This is a genomic window from Pseudoalteromonas sp. OOF1S-7 (assembly GCF_022347765.1).
GTDB lineage: Bacteria > Pseudomonadota > Gammaproteobacteria > Enterobacterales > Alteromonadaceae > Pseudoalteromonas.
Map to the genome: position 1 here is coordinate 531359 of NZ_JAKRFZ010000002.1, position 19308 is coordinate 550666.

21 protein-coding genes are annotated in these 19308 nt (G+C 50.1%); 15 read left to right on the top strand and 6 right to left on the bottom strand.

The window, feature by feature from the left end:
• The first annotated feature begins 104 nt into the window (after positions 1-104).
• On the top strand, positions 105-695 hold the full coding sequence (locus MHN33_RS04925; protein ID WP_239396547.1) for a hypothetical protein: 591 nt from the start codon (positions 105-107) through the stop codon (positions 693-695).
• 162 nt (positions 696-857) lie between these two features.
• Here the strand turns inward: MHN33_RS04925 and MHN33_RS04930 are convergent, their stop codons facing one another.
• Positions 858-1733 carry a LysR family transcriptional regulator gene (locus tag MHN33_RS04930; protein WP_239396549.1) on the bottom strand — a complete coding sequence of 292 codons (876 nt, stop codon included), beginning with the start codon at positions 1731-1733 and terminating at the stop codon, positions 858-860.
• 106 nt (positions 1734-1839) lie between these two features.
• On the opposite strand from MHN33_RS04930, the gene MHN33_RS04935 reads away from it, so the two are divergent.
• Together MHN33_RS04935 and MHN33_RS04940 are read left to right on the top strand one after the other, a co-directional pair.
• Positions 1840-3006 carry an MFS transporter gene (locus MHN33_RS04935; RefSeq protein ID WP_239396551.1) on the top strand — a complete coding sequence of 389 codons (1167 nt, stop codon included), beginning with the start codon at positions 1840-1842 and terminating at the stop codon, positions 3004-3006.
• A 22-nt stretch (positions 3007-3028) separates the two neighbouring features.
• Positions 3029-3586: a GNAT family protein gene (locus MHN33_RS04940; protein ID WP_239396553.1), complete on the top strand. Its 558-nt coding sequence runs from the start codon at positions 3029-3031 to the stop codon at positions 3584-3586.
• 109 nt (positions 3587-3695) lie between these two features.
• Here MHN33_RS04940 and MHN33_RS04945 read toward each other — a convergent pair whose 3' ends face one another.
• The 4 genes from MHN33_RS04945 to MHN33_RS04960 all read right to left on the bottom strand — a co-directional run bounded on the left by MHN33_RS04945 (position 3696) and on the right by MHN33_RS04960 (position 4688).
• Complete coding sequence (locus MHN33_RS04945) at positions 3696-3899, bottom strand: EF-hand domain-containing protein (RefSeq protein ID WP_239396555.1); 204 nt, start codon at positions 3897-3899, stop codon at positions 3696-3698.
• Positions 3900-3994: 95 nt separating this feature from the next.
• Positions 3995-4204, bottom strand: a complete 210-nt coding sequence (locus MHN33_RS04950; RefSeq protein WP_343224814.1) for an EF-hand domain-containing protein — start codon at positions 4202-4204, stop codon at positions 3995-3997.
• A 20-nt stretch (positions 4205-4224) separates the two neighbouring features.
• Positions 4225-4440, bottom strand: coding sequence for an EF-hand domain-containing protein (locus MHN33_RS04955; RefSeq protein WP_239396557.1), 216 nt, complete (start codon positions 4438-4440; stop codon positions 4225-4227).
• A 26-nt stretch (positions 4441-4466) separates the two neighbouring features.
• The gene (locus MHN33_RS04960) at positions 4467-4688 is read right to left on the bottom strand and encodes an EF-hand domain-containing protein (RefSeq protein WP_239396559.1); all 222 of its coding nucleotides are present in this window, start codon (positions 4686-4688) and stop codon (positions 4467-4469) included.
• A gap of 301 nt (positions 4689-4989) precedes the next feature.
• Here MHN33_RS04960 and MHN33_RS04965 point away from each other — a divergent pair, with 301 nt between their 5' ends.
• From MHN33_RS04965 to MHN33_RS04985, 5 genes are all read left to right on the top strand, one after another.
• Entirely contained in the window at positions 4990-6399 is a 1410-nt protein-coding gene (locus MHN33_RS04965; protein WP_239396568.1) for a HAMP domain-containing sensor histidine kinase, read from the top strand.
• On the top strand, positions 6396-6935 hold the full coding sequence (locus tag MHN33_RS04970; protein WP_239396570.1) for a hypothetical protein: 540 nt from the start codon (positions 6396-6398) through the stop codon (positions 6933-6935). The genes MHN33_RS04965 and MHN33_RS04970 overlap by 4 nt, the downstream gene beginning before the upstream one ends.
• Positions 6935-8287, top strand: coding sequence for a sigma-54 dependent transcriptional regulator (locus MHN33_RS04975; RefSeq protein WP_239396572.1), 1353 nt, complete (start codon positions 6935-6937; stop codon positions 8285-8287). The genes MHN33_RS04970 and MHN33_RS04975 overlap by 1 nt, the downstream gene beginning before the upstream one ends.
• A 215-nt stretch (positions 8288-8502) precedes the next feature.
• Positions 8503-10458 (top strand): methyl-accepting chemotaxis protein, encoded by a 1956-nt coding sequence (locus MHN33_RS04980; protein ID WP_239396574.1) that lies wholly within the window; start codon positions 8503-8505, stop codon positions 10456-10458.
• Complete coding sequence (locus MHN33_RS04985) at positions 10445-10864, top strand: GNAT family N-acetyltransferase (RefSeq protein WP_239396576.1); 420 nt, start codon at positions 10445-10447, stop codon at positions 10862-10864. Before MHN33_RS04980 ends, MHN33_RS04985 begins: the two co-directional genes overlap by 14 nt.
• Positions 10865-10901: 37 nt before the next feature.
• Here MHN33_RS04985 and MHN33_RS24015 read toward each other — a convergent pair whose 3' ends face one another.
• Entirely contained in the window at positions 10902-12086 is a 1185-nt protein-coding gene (locus tag MHN33_RS24015; protein ID WP_239396578.1) for an AraC family transcriptional regulator, read from the bottom strand.
• 199 nt (positions 12087-12285) lie between these two features.
• Here MHN33_RS24015 and MHN33_RS04995 point away from each other — a divergent pair, with 199 nt between their 5' ends.
• The 7 genes from MHN33_RS04995 (at position 12286) to MHN33_RS05025 (ending at position 19299) form a co-directional block, all read left to right on the top strand.
• On the top strand, positions 12286-12741 hold the full coding sequence (locus MHN33_RS04995) for a DUF6326 family protein (protein WP_239396580.1): 456 nt from the start codon (positions 12286-12288) through the stop codon (positions 12739-12741).
• Between the two features lie 87 nt (positions 12742-12828).
• Positions 12829-13818 (top strand): hypothetical protein, encoded by a 990-nt coding sequence (locus MHN33_RS05000; RefSeq protein ID WP_239396582.1) that lies wholly within the window; start codon positions 12829-12831, stop codon positions 13816-13818.
• Positions 13819-14105: 287 nt separating this feature from the next.
• Positions 14106-15740, top strand: coding sequence for a diacylglycerol kinase family protein (locus MHN33_RS05005; RefSeq protein ID WP_239396592.1), 1635 nt, complete (start codon positions 14106-14108; stop codon positions 15738-15740).
• Positions 15741-15752: 12 nt separating this feature from the next.
• Positions 15753-17147 carry a sigma-54 dependent transcriptional regulator gene (locus MHN33_RS05010; protein ID WP_239396594.1) on the top strand — a complete coding sequence of 465 codons (1395 nt, stop codon included), beginning with the start codon at positions 15753-15755 and terminating at the stop codon, positions 17145-17147.
• A 13-nt stretch (positions 17148-17160) separates the two neighbouring features.
• Positions 17161-17361, top strand: coding sequence for a histidine kinase (locus tag MHN33_RS05015; protein WP_239396596.1), 201 nt, complete (start codon positions 17161-17163; stop codon positions 17359-17361).
• A gap of 11 nt (positions 17362-17372) precedes the next feature.
• Entirely contained in the window at positions 17373-18881 is a 1509-nt protein-coding gene (locus MHN33_RS05020) for a sensor histidine kinase (protein WP_239396606.1), read from the top strand.
• The gene (locus tag MHN33_RS05025; RefSeq protein ID WP_239396608.1) at positions 18853-19299 is read left to right on the top strand and encodes a response regulator; all 447 of its coding nucleotides are present in this window, start codon (positions 18853-18855) and stop codon (positions 19297-19299) included. Before MHN33_RS05020 ends, MHN33_RS05025 begins: the two co-directional genes overlap by 29 nt.
• Positions 19300-19308: the final 9 nt, after the last annotated feature.

Here is a 19308-nt window from a genome sequence, read left to right on the forward strand (position 1 = left end):
CCAGCGCAAATTAAGTCACTAAATGCCTGTTATTGGAGGTAAAGGCATGTTACTTTCTTGGCAATCAACTCATCCGACAACACACGAGATAACAAGGATTTATTATGCGCAGCTATGTGTGGTTAGCACTTGGTTTAGGGCTGTTTTGTGGCCCTGCTCTGGCCGAAAACGGCTTTGGTGTCACTTTGTATGGTGGTAAAAGTAGCAATCAGGAGTTGCATACCAGTCAAAAAGCCGTGGTCGACCTGGCCGATGAAAATCACTTTGGGGTAAGCTTTGATCGCTATTTAGATAAAAAACGCTATGGCCTGTTTTACAGTATGCTCGAAACTGAATTTAAAGATGCCCCAGTTCAGAAAGTGGATATGGAATATCTGATGTTTCAAAGCGCCATAGATGTGGATATCACAGACAATCTCGACAGCTACATCGGTGCCCAAATCGGTGTGAATAAAGTAACCCCTAACTTTGAAGAACCGGATCACTTTTTTGCTGCGGGCTTTTATGGTGGCCTGAAATATGATTTGGGAGCCGGGTTCAGCGCGCAAACTGAAATACGCTGGCTTGCCTCTGCTATCAAGAACTCGTCTAAAGTACGCTGTGATGGCAGCGACGAGGATGCCTGTGCCTGGCATTTCGACGGCGATGTACTAAATCAGTTCCAGCTGAATGTGGGCCTGACTTACCGGTTTTAACTTGCCCGGCCGGCGTTATTTCGTCGGCCATCGCGTATCCGATGAAACTGCAACACCAATGCAACCACAGGCAGTTGAGCTGAATGTAAGTAGTTCCCGGCTCGTTTGCCGGAATGACGCGGTGTGAGGGCATTTTCAAGCCGGAAAATGCCCCTGCTACTGCTACAACGTCGTTTTTAGGTGCTCGATAAACAACCGGGTTTTGCGGGGGGTGTAGCTCGCCTTGGGATAATAAGCCCAGAGCTGTTTAACCTCAGAACGAATATCCGGCAAAATCGGCACCAGTGCGCCTGAGCTTAATTCCCGCTCAATATAACTGGGCGCGATAAATAGCAGGCCGATCCCCTGCACAGCCGCCTTTAAAATGGCATCCAGATGATCGGTCACAAAATTATAGTTAGTGAACTCAAACAGCCGACCATCTTCAAGCACCACCCCGCCAATTTTGTGGTAGTAGCTACTCAGTAACATTTTATGCGCTGCCAGGTCCTCAACGCTGGCTATCTCATTGCAACGGGCCAGATATTCGGGTGCGCCAAATAACTGCATTTGATAATCGAACAATCGGGTTCCCTTGTGCGAAACCGAATCGAACGCCTCGTTATAACGGGTGATCACCACGTCGTGTTGCAGATCCGGTGGCTCGCCCGGTGCCAGTACGTTCAGGTGAATGGTGATCTGCGGATGTAGCGCTAAAAACAGCTCTATCTTGGGCATCAACACACTGCTGCCCACCGCCTGCGTGGCAGCAATTTTCAGACTCCCCTGTAACTCACACGGCTCAGTTTGTGCGGTTTCCACCAGCGCTTCAAACTGAGCAAGCCAGTCTCTGGCGCGAGGGAAAAAATGCAGCCCTTGCTCGGTCAGGTTGACCTGCCGGGTGGTGCGAATAAACAAGCTTTGTCCCAGATGCCGCTCAAGCCAGTCAATCCGTTTGCTCATGGCAGATGCCGAAACCCCCTGATGTTCTGCCGCCTTGGTGAAGCTGCCCAGCTCCGCCAGAACACAAAAACTGCGTGTCGCCGTTAACCAATCCATTCAATTAATTCCTAACAGGAAATAGTATTTTAATTATTACCTTATTTTTAGGACAATGAAAGCGGCGTATAGTGCCCAGGTCAAATCCTCTGTACCTGGAGTGCCTGTGTACTTGTTTACTATGCTCGCGGTTTTACTGATGTCCTGCTCTCAGCTGGTCAGCCAGGTCTATATGCCTGTTTTGCCAGATATTGCTGACAGCCTGAAGCTATCCAATGGTCTGAGTCAGGCAATGATCATCAGCTATTTTATTACCCTGGGCGCGGCGCAGCTGATTGTCGGCCCGCTGCGCGACAAATTTGGTGATCGGCCTTTGTTTATTGCCGGGCAAATCGTCTTGCTGATCGGCACCCTGTTATGCGCCGTTGCACCAGATAGCAGCACCTTTTTAATTGGTCGAATTTTACAAGGCGCAGGCTCAGCGTCACCGGTGTTAATAAGCCGCACATTGCTGGCTCAGCGCCTGTCTGGCGCCAAACTGAAAAGTGCCATGGCCACGGTTGCCATTTCAGCCAGTGTCACCGCCATTATTGCCCCGCTGCTCGGCGGCATGCTAAGCAGCTGGTTTGGCTGGCAGGGTTTATCTCTGGCGCTCATCACTTACTATCTGTTTATCACGCTATTTGGACTGAGCCTGCTCAAGACCCGCGCACCTCAGCCTATTGCGATTAACCCAATGAGCCTTATCAGGCACTATCAGAATATGGCCAGATGCCAGGTTTTTTTATCTCTGGCCAGCCTCAAATGGGTGCCCACCTTTTTGTATTTAACGCTTCAACTGCACTTACCATTTTTACTTCAGGAGCGTTTCGGTTTCACTACCAGCCAGACCGGCCAGGCGATGATGCTGCCCATGGTGGGCCTGCTGCTGGGCGCTGTGTTTGCTAAGGTATTGCAGCGCCGTGTCAGCTATCTGAAGATTGTGTTGTGGCTGTGGCCGGCATTACTCATGAGCGCACTGACTTTTTTGCTGGCCAGCGACCACGCTCTGGCCGTGTTGCTGGCGTATGCAGCCATTATGCTGGTATTTGGCGGGTATTTTCCAAGCTACATGCACCTGATTGGCCTACTCCACCCCACTCAGGCGGGCACTGCAAACGCCCTGGTCGGAGCAATCGAGCTGCTGATTTTTTCTGTGATTGCCTGGCTGGTTAATTTATGGCTGCCAGACAACACGCAAACTCTGTCACTGTTGATTTCAGTGTGCGCCGTGCTGCTGTTATTAAGCTGGCGTACTATCCGCATTCAGCGACCACATTTTGAACACACTTAACGTATACTTTTTGGGATCTTTCATGTTCGAAAAACTTCATTTTAACACGGCCCGCCTTACCATTCGGCCATTGCAGCAAGGTGATCTGCACGCCATTTACGAGAGCAGACGTAACCCACAGACATCCAGATATATCGGAGACCCGGCCACACTGGAAGATGCCCAGGCCCGCATTGATCAGGCAAGTGCTCCCTGGCAGGCAAACGAGTACGAGCGGCTGCTGCTGGCTGTAGTCAGACGAGAAGACAATGTGCTGGTCGGTGAACTCATGTATAAGTTTTTGTGTCACAACGCTAAAACAGCCGAAATCGGTTATCGCCTGAATGAGAAATATATCGGTCAGGGTTATGCATTTGAGGCAGCAAACGCTCTGATAGAGACTGCCTTTGCGCAGTTTGGGCTCAATAAGATCTGTGCATTTTGCGCGGTTGAAAATCAGGCTTCATGGCGGCTGATGCAAAAGCTGGGTATGCAGCAGGAAGCGCATTTACGTCAGCACTTCAAATTCAGCCATGGCTATTATGATGGCTATATGTACGGCCTGTTACGCAGTGAACATGGCATGGCTGCAACGGCTTAAGAATCGAAAAAGGCTCCCTTATCAGGAGCCTTGGTTCATGGAAGGACCCATGAAGATCATTGCGTAAAAATACAAAATTGGGGGAGAGTATCTGTGTTACTTCAGGCTGTTACAGGCGAAACTCCTGCTTAGACAGCTTGCCATCACCATTGCTGTCAAGTGTATCGAAGTCAGAACTCAGTTCAGTTGAAACTGCGGCTTCTGACTTGCTGATAAAACCATCGTCATTTTTATCAAACGACGAAAACGTGCTTGCTGCATGTGCACCCAGACTGGCCATCATAAAGACTGCTGTGATCATTAACTTATTCATACTTAGCTCCTTAGCGTAAGACTTAAATTTGTTTTATCTAACCTTGGGGGAAGTGGCGCGACAATGGCGCCACTTGGTTTATCGCGCTCATTCAGTTACTGGCGAAATTCCTGCTCGGAAAGCTTACCGTCACCATTGCTGTCGAGCTTGTCGAAAATAACCGTCAGGGTTTCTGAGCCTGCAGCTTCAGACTTTGTAATAAACCCGTCACCGTCGGTATCAAAGGAAGAAAATGAGCTGCTTGCTGCATGTGCGCCCAGGCTGGCCAGCATCAATACTGTGCTTAACATTAGTTTGTTCATCATTATTTCCTCACTAACTTGGGTTAAAAGTGACTAAATTCTTTGGCGCTCAGTGCACCATCGCGATTTCTGTCCAGGCGTCTGAATGCTTCTGCCACCTGAGGGACTTGTTTCGCCTCTGAAAGACTGATCAATCCATCGTTGTTGGCATCCAGTAGCGCAAAATCCACCTCAGAAGCAAGTGCGAGTGCACTGGTAAACATACCGATTGTTAGTGCAAATACATGTTTTAGTTGCATAATTAATCCTCCTTCCAGAGTAATGCTTAGCCGTTGAAGCCAGAAAATTCACTTTTGCTCAGCAGACCGTCGCCATTGCTATCCAGGTCTTTGAACTGACCCATCAATCTGGGGTTTGCTTTTGATTCACTCAGACTGATAGCGCCATCACCATCTGCGTCATATTGTTCGAAGTCACCGCCTGCAATCGCACCTGTTGCCAGCACAGTCAGACCCAAAGCTGCAATCATTGTCATAGATGTTTTCATGTTACTTTCCTTCTGTTATTTGAATGTTTGCTGTTAAATCAGCTGCCGCGAAACCGCTTGGAGTTTGTTGGCTGCGTTTGACATGACTATTCCAACTTTGATGCCAGATTTTATTAGCTCTTTATTTTCAACAGGTTACTTATTTATGGGTAAAAAAGTTCAGATGGGATTAAGGTGGTTTGTTGCTAAATGGCAACACTGTTTCACCTGCGTTTTTGGCTCAATTTTAAAAATCAACAACTTACACCTGTTGCCATTTAGCAACAGCGGACTGAAAACGCACTAAAAAGCCAGATATTTTATGCAGCATGCCAGCTCAGAACTGCGCGCTCGTGAGCCGCTCAAACAATTTTTTTCTCAGGCGTTATGGAAACAGGCACTGATGGCGCTGCTGCTGGCCCTGGTGCCCCTGTTACTGCTCACCCTGTGGTTTATTCAATCGGTAGCCTACCAGCAGCGAGTAGTAGAGGATATTTATGCCAATAATCAGAAGGTTATATCAGAGTTTAATGAGCTGAGAAACGCGCTACAGGCGCTCGAAAAGGCCCAGCTGAACAATCAGCTGCTACAAAGCGAAAAACTGCAAAAAAGTATCAACGACAACTGGCAAAAGCGTAAAAACTCGCTCAAAACACTGCTGATAAAGCTCGAAAAAAGCGCAGCCGTTGCAAATTGGCAACAGTCCCTCTCACAAGCCCAGGCACCCGACAGTAAAACCTTATCAGCTATAGTCACTGCCCTGGCTCGCGAGTCACAATCGCTCCAGCAATCCCTTGATAACACGCTCAACGACGCGCTGGCACAGCAAAGTAAGATCCGGCAACGCTTTTTAATCGGGCTGAGCATACTGTTACCTGTTTTGATCGGACTCAGTATCTGGCTGATAAAACGGATCTCCCGCCAGTTGTTTCAGCTGGAGCAGGCCATTGAGGTCGTGGGTGCCGGCCAGTTAGCCACGCCCATTCAACTGTCCGGGAGTCACGAATTTACTCAGCTGGGTGAACGACTCGAGCAATTACGTAATGAGCTGGCCGCCAGCAAGCAGCAAAAAGAGACCTTTTTGCGCCATGTGTCACACGAGCTAAAAACCCCGCTGTCCTCAATCAAAGAAGGCACCGAGTTACTGAATACACCGCATCTGGGGCAGCTGAACGACAAGCAACGGCGCATAATCGGCATTCTGAGCACCTCAGTGACCAAACTGACTCAGCTGATTGAAGATCTGCTCACGTTCAGCGCTGCCAGCCATCCGCACAGTCAACAGGCGCGCTGTAGCGCCCAGGCAATCAAAGAGCAGCTTGAAGAGCACTTTGCACAGCGGCTGCAAAGCACAGGTATTCAGATTGACTGGCGCTTTGACCCCGCACTCACTCACTTACCCGAAATGCCAGTCAAACTGGCACTAACACACCTGCTTGGCAATGCCATTCAGTATACCCAGAGCCAAATCAGCATAGACCTCACAGACTCACCAACCCACTGGCAAGTCAGTGTCCGTGATGATGGGCCCGGGCTCGACCCGCAAGAAGCCAAGCATCTGTTTAAACCCTTTGTTCGAGGTAAACAGCGTAACCAGGTTGCTGGCAGCGGACTGGGACTGGCCATAGTTGAGGAATGTGTGACCCAGTTTGGCGGCCAGTTAGGGTGGCAAAATATCTACCCGGGCTGCGAGTTTAGTTTAACTTTGCCAAAACAAGGAAAAAGCAAATGAGAATCCCGTTTTTTAGCTTAGTGCTCGTTGTCGCTCTGAGTGGCTGTCAGCTAAGCCCCAGTACACACAAAAGTAGCTTTATCGGGCCAAGTAAAACAGTGAGCCCGGACTATGCGTCACTGGCGGTTCTGCTCGAACGTTATTTACAGGTTTGCCAGCAGGGTTTGCCGCCAAAGCATAACCAGTCGGCGCGCTATATCGGTCAGGCTGCCATTGAAACCTTTATTAATGACTACTGCGACACCGTGTCGACCACTAAACAGTTACAACTGATCACCGCACTTGAGCAAAGCCAGCCCTGGCCGGAGCACTATCAGCTGTGGTTTAACACGCTGAAACAACACACTCAGGTGCTGCGGGGACAAAAAATCCGCCTGCACCGCAGCAATGCCAAACTGAGCCAGATCCAATCACAGCTGAATCAAACCAATCAGGCCCTGATGACCCTCAAGCAGGAGCTTGCCGACATAGAGCAACAAAGACTTCAGGACGTGCCCCTGAATGAGTCCCCTCAGACACCCAAGGAGCAGCAATAATGTCTTACACAGAAATCGAGACCACAGATCCTCAGCCTGCATCGCACAGCACCTCTGTTTTGCTGGTAGACGACGACCCGGCCCTCAGCGAGCTGCTGGCAATGCGGCTGGAAAGTCATGGCTTTCGGGTAACGCTGGCCAGCAGTGGGCATGCGGCACTGCGACAACTGGCAAACACCGCCATCGATTTGGTGCTGACCGACTTACGCATGGATAACATGGACGGCCTGGCCCTGAATCAAAAGTTACAGGCCAGCTATCCTGGCCTGCCGGTGATCATGATGACCGCGCACGGTTCTATTCCCGATGCGGTAGATGCCATTCAGCAGGGGATCACGGCATTTATCACTAAGCCAATCGACAGTGACGAGCTGCTGGCGGCAATTAACAAAGCGCTGCCGGAGCAAAGTACATCGCACGCCCCCGAGCCGGATAATTTTCATGGCCTGTACCACCAGAGCGCGAGCATGCGCCAGCTGGTGCAACAAATTAAAGCCATTGCCCCCAGTCAGGCCAATATTCTGATCCAGGGCGAAAGCGGTACCGGTAAGGAAGTCACCGCGCGGGCCATTCACTGGGCAAGCAGCCATGCTCAGGGGCCATTTATCGCCATAAACTGTGGTGCCCTGCCAGCACATCTGCTGGAGTCCGAATTATTTGGTCATAAAAAAGGCGCGTTTACCGGTGCCATTGCAGATAAACAGGGACTCATTCAGAGCGCTGATCAGGGCACATTATTGCTGGATGAGATCGGTGATATGCCACTCGATTTGCAGGTCAAGTTGCTGCGGGTTTTACAGGAAAAAACCGTCCGCCCGATTGGCGGGCATCAGGAGCAAGCCGTTAACGTGCGTATTCTTTCGGCAAGCCACAAAAACATTGCACAGGCGGTCAGCGACGGTAAGTTCAGAGAAGACCTCTACTACCGGCTTAACGTTGTGCAGTTATCGCTGCCATCGCTCAAAGCGCGTGTTGAAGACATTCCCTTACTGGCCAACCTGTTTTTAAAACAGCTGAGCAAAGCACCCAAACGGCTCTCGCCGGATGCCATGACCGCCCTTTTAAGCTATGCCTGGCCCGGCAATATCCGCCAGTTACACAATGTGATTGAGTACTGCGTGGCAATGACGCCAGGCAGCCATATTTCTGAGGACAGTGTGCTTAATGCCTTGCCGGCGCAGGACGACCGCCAGGCGTTTATCGGACTTAATGATGCCAAACGTCAGTTTGAGCGGGACTATATACTGAAAGTACTGGCTTTGTGTCAAAACAATGTGCCGCAAGCCGCTAAGCTGGCACAAAGAAACCGCTCCGACTTTTATAAACTCATGAAAAAGCACGATATACAATAACCTCCTGCGAGCCAAATCATCATGCAGGATCCCGCTTTTTGGGGTCCTGCATTACCCAACCTGCAACAATCGCTGTTACTTTTATCGCAGCACGCCTTGTTCAACCCTCAGAAGTTTGCAATATTAATGCAAAGCCCATAAATTGGGCGAATTCGGAGCAATTTGCTTCGTTCACAACTACACTATTATTACAATAAAAACCGAGGTGGTTGCCCATGAGAATGCGTAAAAAGCTGATTTTAAGCTTTGTAATGACCGTTATCATTCCAATTCTTGCCATATCCATCATGAGTATCTCGCGCACCAAACAGGAGTCTCTGGACCGATTCTTAGAAACATCTGTCAACGAGATCCGACAAATTGAAAACGCCTTTATCATTTTTTTCGACCAGATGAAAAGCAATGCCCGGTTTTTAGCACAAAGTAAAACGGTGCAGTCGGTATCTCAGGACACCACAACCTATTTTGGTGCCGAAAAAATGATGACGCCAGAAGCCTCCGGGGCAGCTGAGGCCGCCATTTTTGATCTATACACGACCTTTGGCAAAACGCATTCGGAGCTGTTGTTCGTTTACCTAGGGACTCGTAACGGCGGCTTTATCCAGTACCCCGCTGAGCCGCTTGGCAACTACGACCCACGCAAGCGGCCATGGTATCAGCAAGTGAGTACTAACCCATCTGAGGTGGTGATCACCGAGCCCTATCAGGGGGTAACCGGGCAGGCCATGGTCTCCGTGGCCACCGGGATCATGAAAAACGGCGACATGCTCGGAGTTCAGTCATTGGATGTGACCTTATCGACACTCACCGACATTGTCAGCAACATCAAGCTTGGTAATACCGGCTATTTACTGCTGCTCGACAATCAGGGAACCGTACTGGCAGACCCCAAAAATGCCGACAATAACTTTAAAAACATCCGCGATTTGAACGACGCACGGTATCAGGCAATTCGCAACGCAGGAAATACGCCTTTTATTACGCTGGAGCACCAGGACAAGACGTTCAACGCCAAGTTTTATCGCTCTGACGAACTCGGCTGGACCTTTATTGCCATCATTGAAGAAGACGAGATCCTCACTTCGTCTTACAACATGACTTACAGCATCAGTATCATCGCTGTGATAATGCTGGCGCTGTTTGTGGTGATTGCCATTGTGCTGGCCAACAAAATTGTCTACCCCATAGAAATGGTCTCGGACGGCCTCAAAGAAATCGCCCAGGGTGAAGGCAACTTGTCAAAACGACTTCAGGTGATCGGTAATGATGAAATCAGTGAGCTGGCAACCTGGTTCAATCAATTTTTAAATTCAATTAATGCGCTGGTCAAAGACATTCAGGGCAATGCACGCACCCTGAACAGTGAAGCGCATAACTCCCAGTCGCAGATCAATGACATTCGTAGCCAATGTCGCCACCAGGAAAAAACTTCGCAGACGGCAACGGATACCACGCAGTCCATGGCTACCATGGCCATGACGGTGAGCGACAACTGTGGCGATGCGCTCAACGAAATCTCCACCACAGAGCAACACACTCAGACCGGCAATAAGATGATCCAAAGCACCGTGGCTCAGGTTGCCAAGCTCAACGACTCATTGGGCGACTCCGCAACCGCCATGAGTAAACTCGAAAACGAGAGCAATAATATCACCAATATTCTGGAAGTGATCCGTACCATTGCCGAGCAGACCAACTTACTGGCCCTGAACGCCGCCATTGAAGCCGCGCGCGCCGGTGAACAAGGTCGCGGTTTTGCCGTGGTGGCAGACGAAGTGCGAACACTGGCACAGCGCTCTCATGATGCAACTCAGGATATTGAACAGGTACTGACAAAACTAATTGATCAGACTCGCAGTGTGTCTGAGCGCATGACCGCCAGTGTGGATGAATCCAAGCAAGCCATAGAGCAATCAGAGTTGGCACATCAGGCATTCGACGACATCGCCAGCTCGGTCTCTCGGGTTAAAAATATCATTGCCGATATTTCCCGCCAGGCCAACGCTCAGGGCGAAGCCGCCGAAGAAACCCAGTCTCGCATTCAGGGCGTCAGCCAGTCGGTACAACAAGTGGGGGATTCTGCCGATGCATTGCACGCCGGCGCAACCCAATTAGTTGAACTGGCCAATAACCTTGACCAACTGGTGGACAGGTTTGATGTTGATGACTGAGCTGGAGATCTTGCAATCACCACCCACAGCGACTGAGTTCAGTGTGCTGCGCGAAAGTGTCGGCTGGCAAAACCCGGCCCTTGAGCAAGTCGCAGCCAGCATTGCGGCCTCACTGTACTGGGTGCAATGCCGAAAAGGGCAGCAACTGGTTGCCTGTGGCCGGGTGGTCGGCGATGGACAGATGTACTTTTACATTCAGGATATTATTGTGCACCCGGCGTATCAGGGCTGCGGCCTTGGCCATATCGTTATGGACAATATAGAGCAATACCTATCTGCACATTGTCACGGCGGCGCAACCGCGGCATTGCTGGCAGCACAGGGCAAAGAGGCCTTCTACCAGCGCTACGGCTATGCATTGCGCGACGGCGAAACGCTGGGGCTGGGAATGTGTAAGTTTTACTGATTTTCCCGCCAGCTCATCACTAAAACAGGCAAACCCATTATTCGCTTGCCGAGACGTTCTCACGCCTGAACTCCCCCGGAGTCAGGCCCGTTTCCTTTTTGAATGCCTTGTAAAATGAAGAGCGGGCGTTAAACCCAACCTCAAGCGCGATATGCAGCACCGAATCTTTACTGGCCAGTAAGCGCGATTTCGAGGCTTCAATGCGCCAGTGATTAACAAAGTCAAAGAAGTTCATTTGCAGTGTTTCGTTTAACACCTGAGAAAGGTAGTTAGGAGAGACACCGCTTACTTGCGAGAGTTTTTGCAGTGTCAGATCAGCATCCAGATAGAGTTGCTTCTCTTGCATAGCAAGGGTAATTTTTTTAACTATCCGGGCAGACTGGGCCTCGTCCAATGCTGATTTATCATATTTACTGACGGCCTCTTCCCTTAACGATATATCTGGCTCACCCTGCTTGTTCGCCGCACAATCCGGTTCAGACGCTAATAGTGGTGTGGTTTGCTGCATAGCAAAAAACGTGACACTCCAGATCAGTATCAGTGCCGTGAACATTTCGGCCCCCGGCGTCAGCATGACATGCCCGAACAGACTGGACAAAAAAGCAGAACTCAATGCCAGCACCCAGAAACACATAGTCAAAAAAACAAGCCTTTTAGCAGCAAATATTCTGGGGTCGCCAAGATTGGAGTAACGTGCTTTTAATGCCGTTCTGAAAGCCAACAGGCGCTTTGCTACCACCAGCAGGGTTAACCCACACTCCAGCAACCACAGGCACACCAGCGCCAGCATAGCACCGGCCAGTATCACAACGTTAAGCCCGCCGGGCATGTCATCTGTCACAAACAGTGCCCGGTGCTGTTGTGGCGGCAACAAGGCGATCGCGCAGGAAGTAACGATGGCGGGCCATAGCAAAGCGAAATGCTTCAGCTTCAGTGTGCAGAAAAGCCACACTTTTTGCGTGGTGAGTCCCTCAATGTACAAGCGCAAGGCAGGGCACAGTACAAACAGCATGGGAAACCCAATGACAGTATAAACCTGGTACCAGCGAGGGAACATAACAGGAACTATTGCATTCAACGCGAGTATGCCACAGGCACTGAGAAACAACACCAGCGGCAGTCGATAGAGGCGTGTCGCTCTATTGATCAGCAACACCGGAACACTCAATACCACTTGCCCGATTAACATTGCCGTGAGTACCATCACAATAGGTTCAGCCACTTCTCTCCCCTGACACTTGATATAAAGCCATTTTTAGTTGTTTGTTTTATTTACGTTTAATTTTTCTTTGTCACAAAAACTGTCCGAGCCTTTACGCCAGGACGACACCTTCATTCAGTGCGGCTAGTCTGAGTGCAACCCGGATACATCAGGGTAAACACCTTTACATGGACATCCAATATGACTTAAGGAAACGCGTATGACAAACCTAATTTCAACCGCTGACACATCACAGGATGACCGCATTCGCCGCAAACTTGCGACACTTTGGCTGCTGGTCATGCTCAATATGATTTACGCCGATATTCTGGCCTTTGTCTCGGCCTTTATTACGCCCGGCGTTATTGACACACTGATGAGCGGATATTCCGGCTCGGTCAAGCTATCTCAACCGCTGCTACTGATTTCCGCCTTACTGATCGAAGTGCCCATTGTGATGATTTTCTTATCTCAATTTCTCGGCTACCGGCCAAACCGCTTCTGTAACCTGGTAGCTGTCCCGTTAACGTTTCTGTTTATACTGGGCGGTGTGGAGACGGATCCTTTCTATCTTTTCCTGGCCTCTATTCAACTCGCCTTGCTTCTCACCATTGCGTGGACGGCTATCCGATGGCGGACACCTGACACCTTCCCCCGACGAAGCCCGATAAGTTAGCCCTAGGACCGGGGTGTTCAGCGCACCAACGCACTGAGGAATTGAATTATCACATTGTATTTTAGCTATTTAGAAGGAAACGTACCCATGAAAAACACACTCTTGTTACCCCTTACATTACTTTTTATTTGCCCTTTAGCCTCAGCCAGTATTGAACAGGGCCGGGCAGAATTCGACAAAGGTAATCTACGCCTGGCCCACACGCTTTTAGTGCAGCAACAAAGCGCTGACTATCAAAAACCTTTACTTCTGGCCCGCATTGCGCTGAAAAGTGATCAGGATGAAGCCGCACTACAACACATAGAAAATGCCCTTACGCAGTATCCAGACAACCCTGAACTCTATTTTGCCCATGTTGAAGTGGTCGCCAAAATCGCTGAGCAGGCGAGTATTTTTCGAGTCTCTGGTTACATCAAAAAGCTCAAAGCGTCATTTATCAGGGCTGTAGAGTTAGCGCCAGACAATACTGAGTATCGCAGTGCGCTGATAAAGTTCTACATCAACGCCCCAGCCATGTTTGGCGGCGATGAGCAAGCTGCACTGACACATATCAGAGAGTTAGAAAAAATCGCTCCCTTTGAAGCCTTCCTGACTCACTTACACCTGTATGGAAAGTCAGATGAACAGAATGAGTTCAAACGCTTAATTGCTATCGGGCAGCAGAGCTTTGCTGCTGATCCCCGGTTCTTTTATACTCTGGGCCAGGTATATCGAGAGCTCGAACAGCCCGAAAAAGCCTTACTCCAGTTCCGCAAAGCCGCCGCCATGAAAACCACCACCACACAGCAGGAAAAAGCCAGATACCACGCACTGGTGCTCATCGGAACACTAAGTCAGCAACTTGGAAAATACCAGGATGAAGGCGAAGCAGCGCTGCATCAGTATCTGGAAGAGGCGGCCTATCACTACGATTTACCCGACAAAAGCCAGGTCAAATTCAGGCTGGCTGAGCTAGCCATAGATAGAAGCAAAACCGCAATGGCAAGACAGCTACTGGACGAAGTAATTACTGAAACGCTAAGCAAGCAGCTAAAGAAAAAAGCCAGCTCAGCGCTGAAAAAACTGGCCAGAACATGAACCTGGTTGCCGGGATGTGGGTACCGCTTGGTACCCATGCTTGTGACGAATCACCCGGCAAAGTGCTTTTTCTGTGAGGCCGTTCGTCCAACTCATTTACATCTCACCTTTCTTGTAAATTCTTTAAGGCCCAGACCGACAAGTACTCATGTGCCGATATGGGTCAGTAAATTTTACACACCCTGTAAAACTCACCTACGCTGACAGGAGCCCACACAGTTTTCGCGGCCCTCAGGGCGGAATGAAAATTGAATAGTGTCGGTAAGTCTCTCAATTAAGGAGTATTCATGAGCACTGCGCACTACTATCTTGCTCTATTACTGTTTACCCTGGTACTGACCATGCTTAGCCTGAACAGCGTGTTTTTCTTGCCCGCTATCTGGCTCAGCGCTTCTGTTGCTTGTGTCTATGTGGCCTACGCGCTGGACAGGCCGGGGCTATTCCGTAAGCGCACCACAGGACAAGTGCCATTGTATATTAAGGTATTACTCATGCCTTATTTTATGGGCGCTCAGCTTTACAACGCCTGGCAACGATATCAGGACTGCGTTCCACCCATTCAGGAAGTGAAAGACAACCTGTTTCTGGCCTGTCGGTTATTTCCCAGCGACATCCCCATGCTGCAATCCATGCGGGTTGAGGCCATTTTAGATGTGACCGCCGAGTTTGACGGGCTGAATTGGTCTGCCGAAGAGCAAGGCCTGTATTATCTGAACATTCCCATCTTAGATCACCAGACCCCCAGCGAAGTCCAGCTTAGGCATGCGCTGAGCTGGCTCAGTGTCATGCATCAGCTCAACAAAAAGGTGGTGGTCCACTGTGCGCTAGGGCGCGGCCGCTCGGTGTTTGTGGTTGCGGCGTACCTGATGGCAAAAGACCCATCTCTGTGTGTGGATGATGCCATGCAGTTTATCAATTACAAACGTCAGACGGCGCGTTTAAACCATTACCAGCACCGCCGTCTCAGTGCGCTCATACGGTATATGCACGAGACCCCAAGCCCACGCCTGCCGATGATCATTAACCCTGTTTCGGGCTCAGGAAAGTGGCATCAATACGATAATCAGGTGATTGGCTTGCTGTGCAGCCAATATACTCCCCAGCTGCACTTTACTGAAAAAGACACCGACGTTGCGGCACTGGCTAACAAACTGAGCCAAAACACCGCGCGCCTGGTTGCCTGTGGCGGTGACGGCACTCTGACTGCCGTTGCCCATGCACTGGTCAATCGTGAATGTAAACTGGGGTTTATTCCGCTGGGCACTGCCAATGCGCTGGCGCACGTACTACTGGGCGTGCGCAGTAAGGTTGATCCCATCAACAGCGCCTGTGATACCTTGTTGAGCGAGCATCACATCCGGATAGATACCATGCGCTGCAACGGCGAAACTGGTCTGCTGGTCGCTGCCTTTGGCTTTGAAGCACAAATGATTGAGCATGCTAATCGTAGCGAAAAAAACCGCAGTGGCCAGCTGGCTTACATCAGCGGCTTTATTAATGCGGTCTCTGATGGTCAAAAGCAACGCGTGACATTAAGTGTCGATAACCAACCGCAGCAGAGCCTGGATATTGCCAGCCTGGTGGTGGCCAACGCCGCCCCCGTTACCACAGTGCTGGCACAAGGTGGAGGAGAGCCGGATTATCAGGATGGTTTGCTGGACCTGACATTGCTCCGTCACGAGCCTGAGTCTGCATCTCGAGCTTTGAGTGTGGCGCAGCTTATCGCACATGGCATCTCGGGCTTAACGGCACAAGAAAGCGCCACATCACACTCCCGCTGCCAGCGAGTGACTTTACACACAGACTCCGAATCAATACAGTATAGTATTGATGGCGAAGTGAAAAGTGCCGAAAGCCTGAATATTGAGGTGAACCCAGACTCTTTATGGATAATGGCACCCAGAGCCGCGCATCTAAGATAGCAAGGAATCCGAATGAAGACAGTTCTACTGGTTGATGATGACCAGGAATTTACGACAATCGCCGCACGGATCATCGAGTTTATCGGTTGTGACGTGTACACCGCAGGTAGCATTAGTGAAGCAAAACAGTGGCTTGCTGATATGCACTTTGATCACCTTTTTCTGGATTTTATGCTGCCCGACGGCAGTGGCTTGCACCTGATAGACCACATACGTGACCAAAAGCTCTCAGCACACATTACGCTTATCACCGGCCATCCTTCTGTCAAAACTGCATTAGCCAGCATGTGCGACGAACAAATCAACTATCTGACTAAGCCAATTGAGGCCGATGACGTTAAGCGCGTATTGAGCAGAAAAACCGCACCAAAGCATCGCAAGACAGATCCCTTTGAGCGCCATTTTGGTTGTCTGATTGGCCATTCACCTGCTATGAAAAAGCTGGTCACTATGATAGAACGAGTCGCCAAAACCAATGCTAATGTGATGCTGATGGGAGAAAGCGGCGTCGGTAAAGAAGTGGTTACTCAGGCCATTCATAACGCCAGTCAATGTCGTGGCGAGCAAGTCTCAATTAACTGTGGTGCGATTGCCAAAGATCTGATCGGCAGCGAATTATTTGGCCATGAAAAAGGCGCTTTTACCGGCGCAATCAGCCAAAAACAAGGGGTATTTGAACTGGCACAGGACGGCACGTTATTTTTGGATGAAGTTACCGAAATGCCCATAGAAATGCAGCCCAATCTGCTACGGGCACTTGAAACGAAAACGGTTACTCGGGTGGGAGGCGCAAAACCCATAGAGGTGAACTGTCGAGTGGTTTCTGCCACCAATCGTACACTGGCTGAAATCGCACATAAAAATGTACTCCGTGAAGACATTTATTTTCGCCTGGCTGTATTTCCCATTGAAATTCCACCGCTTCGCGAACGCCCAGAGGATATTCCGCTGCTCAGTGAGTTCTTTGTCCACCAGCTTAATGAGGAGTATAAAACACACTATCAGCTCAGCGAACAGGCCCACTCAGTACTGGCTGCACACAGCTGGCCGGGCAACATACGCGAGCTTAAACATTGTATCCACCGGGCATTTATCATGGCCGATCCCGATACAACAACCTTGACGATAAACGAGATTGTCAGTTCACCATTTGCAGCCGTACAAGAGCCGGACAAACAAGTCCAGACCCCGGCTCCCGTTGCCAGAACCGCAAGTATTACAACCCCATCCGCACCGGTTAAAGTCGGAGAAACCATCGAAGAAGTCGAGAAAAAACTGATATATCAGACTCTGGGCTCAGTGAACGGCAATAAAACCCTGGCGGCTAAAATGCTGGGGATCAGCACTAAAACATTGTATAACCGTTTGAACGCTTACGAACAATCATCACCCGAAGACACAAAGTGAAGCGAGGGGAAACATGACAGACAAAACCGATTTGGCGACCCTGATCCATGATGCCAGAAAGCCACTTAATCATATTTCCATGCACGCGGAGCTGATTAAGATCCTGAGCCAAAAGCCGGGCTCAGAAACAGAAATTCAGCACTCAGCCGACGACATCATTAAAGCCAGCAAGGCCTGTAGTGAGTTACTACAAACCTTGATGGAACTAGATTAGCAGGAGCCGATGTGCACGCATTCACTCAACCGCGCCGCATTCAAAATGTGGTCTGGCTGGTCCCTCTGTTGATCCTGGCCGGGATCCTGTTAGTTGCCACTTTGGGGTTAAGAAATACCGACGAAATCGCCCGGATCCAGCGGAGCTTGCAAAATACAGGCGAGGTTATGCTGAGGGTTGATCAGCTGCACATAGATATTCTTAATGCCGAATCAGGACAACGGGGCTATCTGATTTCTCAGCGCGAAAGCGATCTGGCCCCATACAAGATTGCACTGCAAAAGTTTGAACACAGCCTGAGTCAGGCGCAGACTATTCAGTCAGAAAGTCCGCCACAACAAAAGCGACTTGAACGTTACATTCAGTACGCCCGGATAAAGTTTGAGTCATTGTCGGCCAGTGTCGCGCTTGCCCGTAACAATGAGCAGCTTGAGCCACACAGGATGCTGGACGACGTGCGAAGTACCGGAATAGATTTGCGTACCTTGTATGCCACCATCATGACCGAAGAAACCGAGATCCGAAACCTGCTGATGGCACGGCTGACACAGGCACGCGAGAGTGCACAAGGCAACCTGATCTGGTTTACGGTTCTGAGCATCTCGGTTAGTGCGCTGTTTTTATTGTTTTTAATTAAGCACCTGCATAATATTCGCAGCTCTAAAGAGCAGCTTGAACGTTACAACGAGCAACTTGAAGACAAAGTCAAAGAGCGCACCCAGGCACTGGAACTATATGCAGATGAACTAACCCGCAGCAACCGGGAGCTCGAAGACTTTGCCTTTATTGCCTCGCATGACCTGCAGGAGCCACTGCGAAAAATTCGCGCCTTCTCCGATCGCATCAAAGCCAATTACGAGACGCTACTTGACGACAGAGGTAAAGACTACCTGTCGAGAATGGATAACGCCGCAACCCGCATGTCGGTGTTAATTACCGATCTGCTCGCGCTTTCCCGGGTGACCACCAAAGGCAAGGAATTCGAAGACGTGGCACTGAACCCACTGATTGACACTGTACTGGATGACCTTGAACTCGCTATCAGTGACGCCCAGGCCAGCATTCAGGTCGCCCCCTTGGCGACCATTGAAGGCGATCCAAGCCAGCTCCATCAACTGTTTTTGAATTTGTTATCCAACGCCATGAAATTCCGTCGCGAGGGCATCCCGCCACAGATCACCATTACCATGAGCCAAACCACCGCCCCCAACAAGTTGCTCGAAGACATGGAATGCGACTGGCTGGAAATTGATGTGACCGACAATGGTATTGGCTTTGCCACCGAATACAGCGAGAAAATATTTACCCCATTTCAGCGCCTGCACAACCGCAAAACCTATGCAGGCACAGGGATTGGCCTGGCCGTATGCCGACGCATTGTCGAGCGCCATGGCGGGCAGATCAGCGCGCACAGTATTGAAGGCCAGGGCACCACTTTTCGGATCCTGTTACCCGACCTTGCTTCCACTCTCACCTTAAAGGATACCGCCGATGAGCAGTTTACCGACCAGACGCATTAACATTTTGATGGCAGACGACGATGAAGACGATCGTTTGCTTACCCAGGACGCCCTGCAGGAAAGTCGGGTACTGAATAATCTGAACTTTGTGCAAGATGGTGTTGAGCTGCTGGCATACCTTAACAATCAACCACCGTTCGAAGATAAAACCAAACACCCCAGGCCCAGTATAATCCTGCTGGACTTGAACATGCCGCGTATGGATGGTCGTGAGGCACTGCAAAAAATAAAGGCTGATCCGACACTGCGTTCAATCCCCGTGGTGATCCTCACCACCTCAAAGGAAGAAGAAGATAAACTGAGAGGCTACGACCTCGGTGCCGCTTCTTACATCTCCAAGCCCGTGAACTTTGATGGCCTGGTCGAGCTGATGCGTCAGTTGGGTAAATACTGGATCGAAATCGTCGAGTTACCTTAGGAGGCCCAG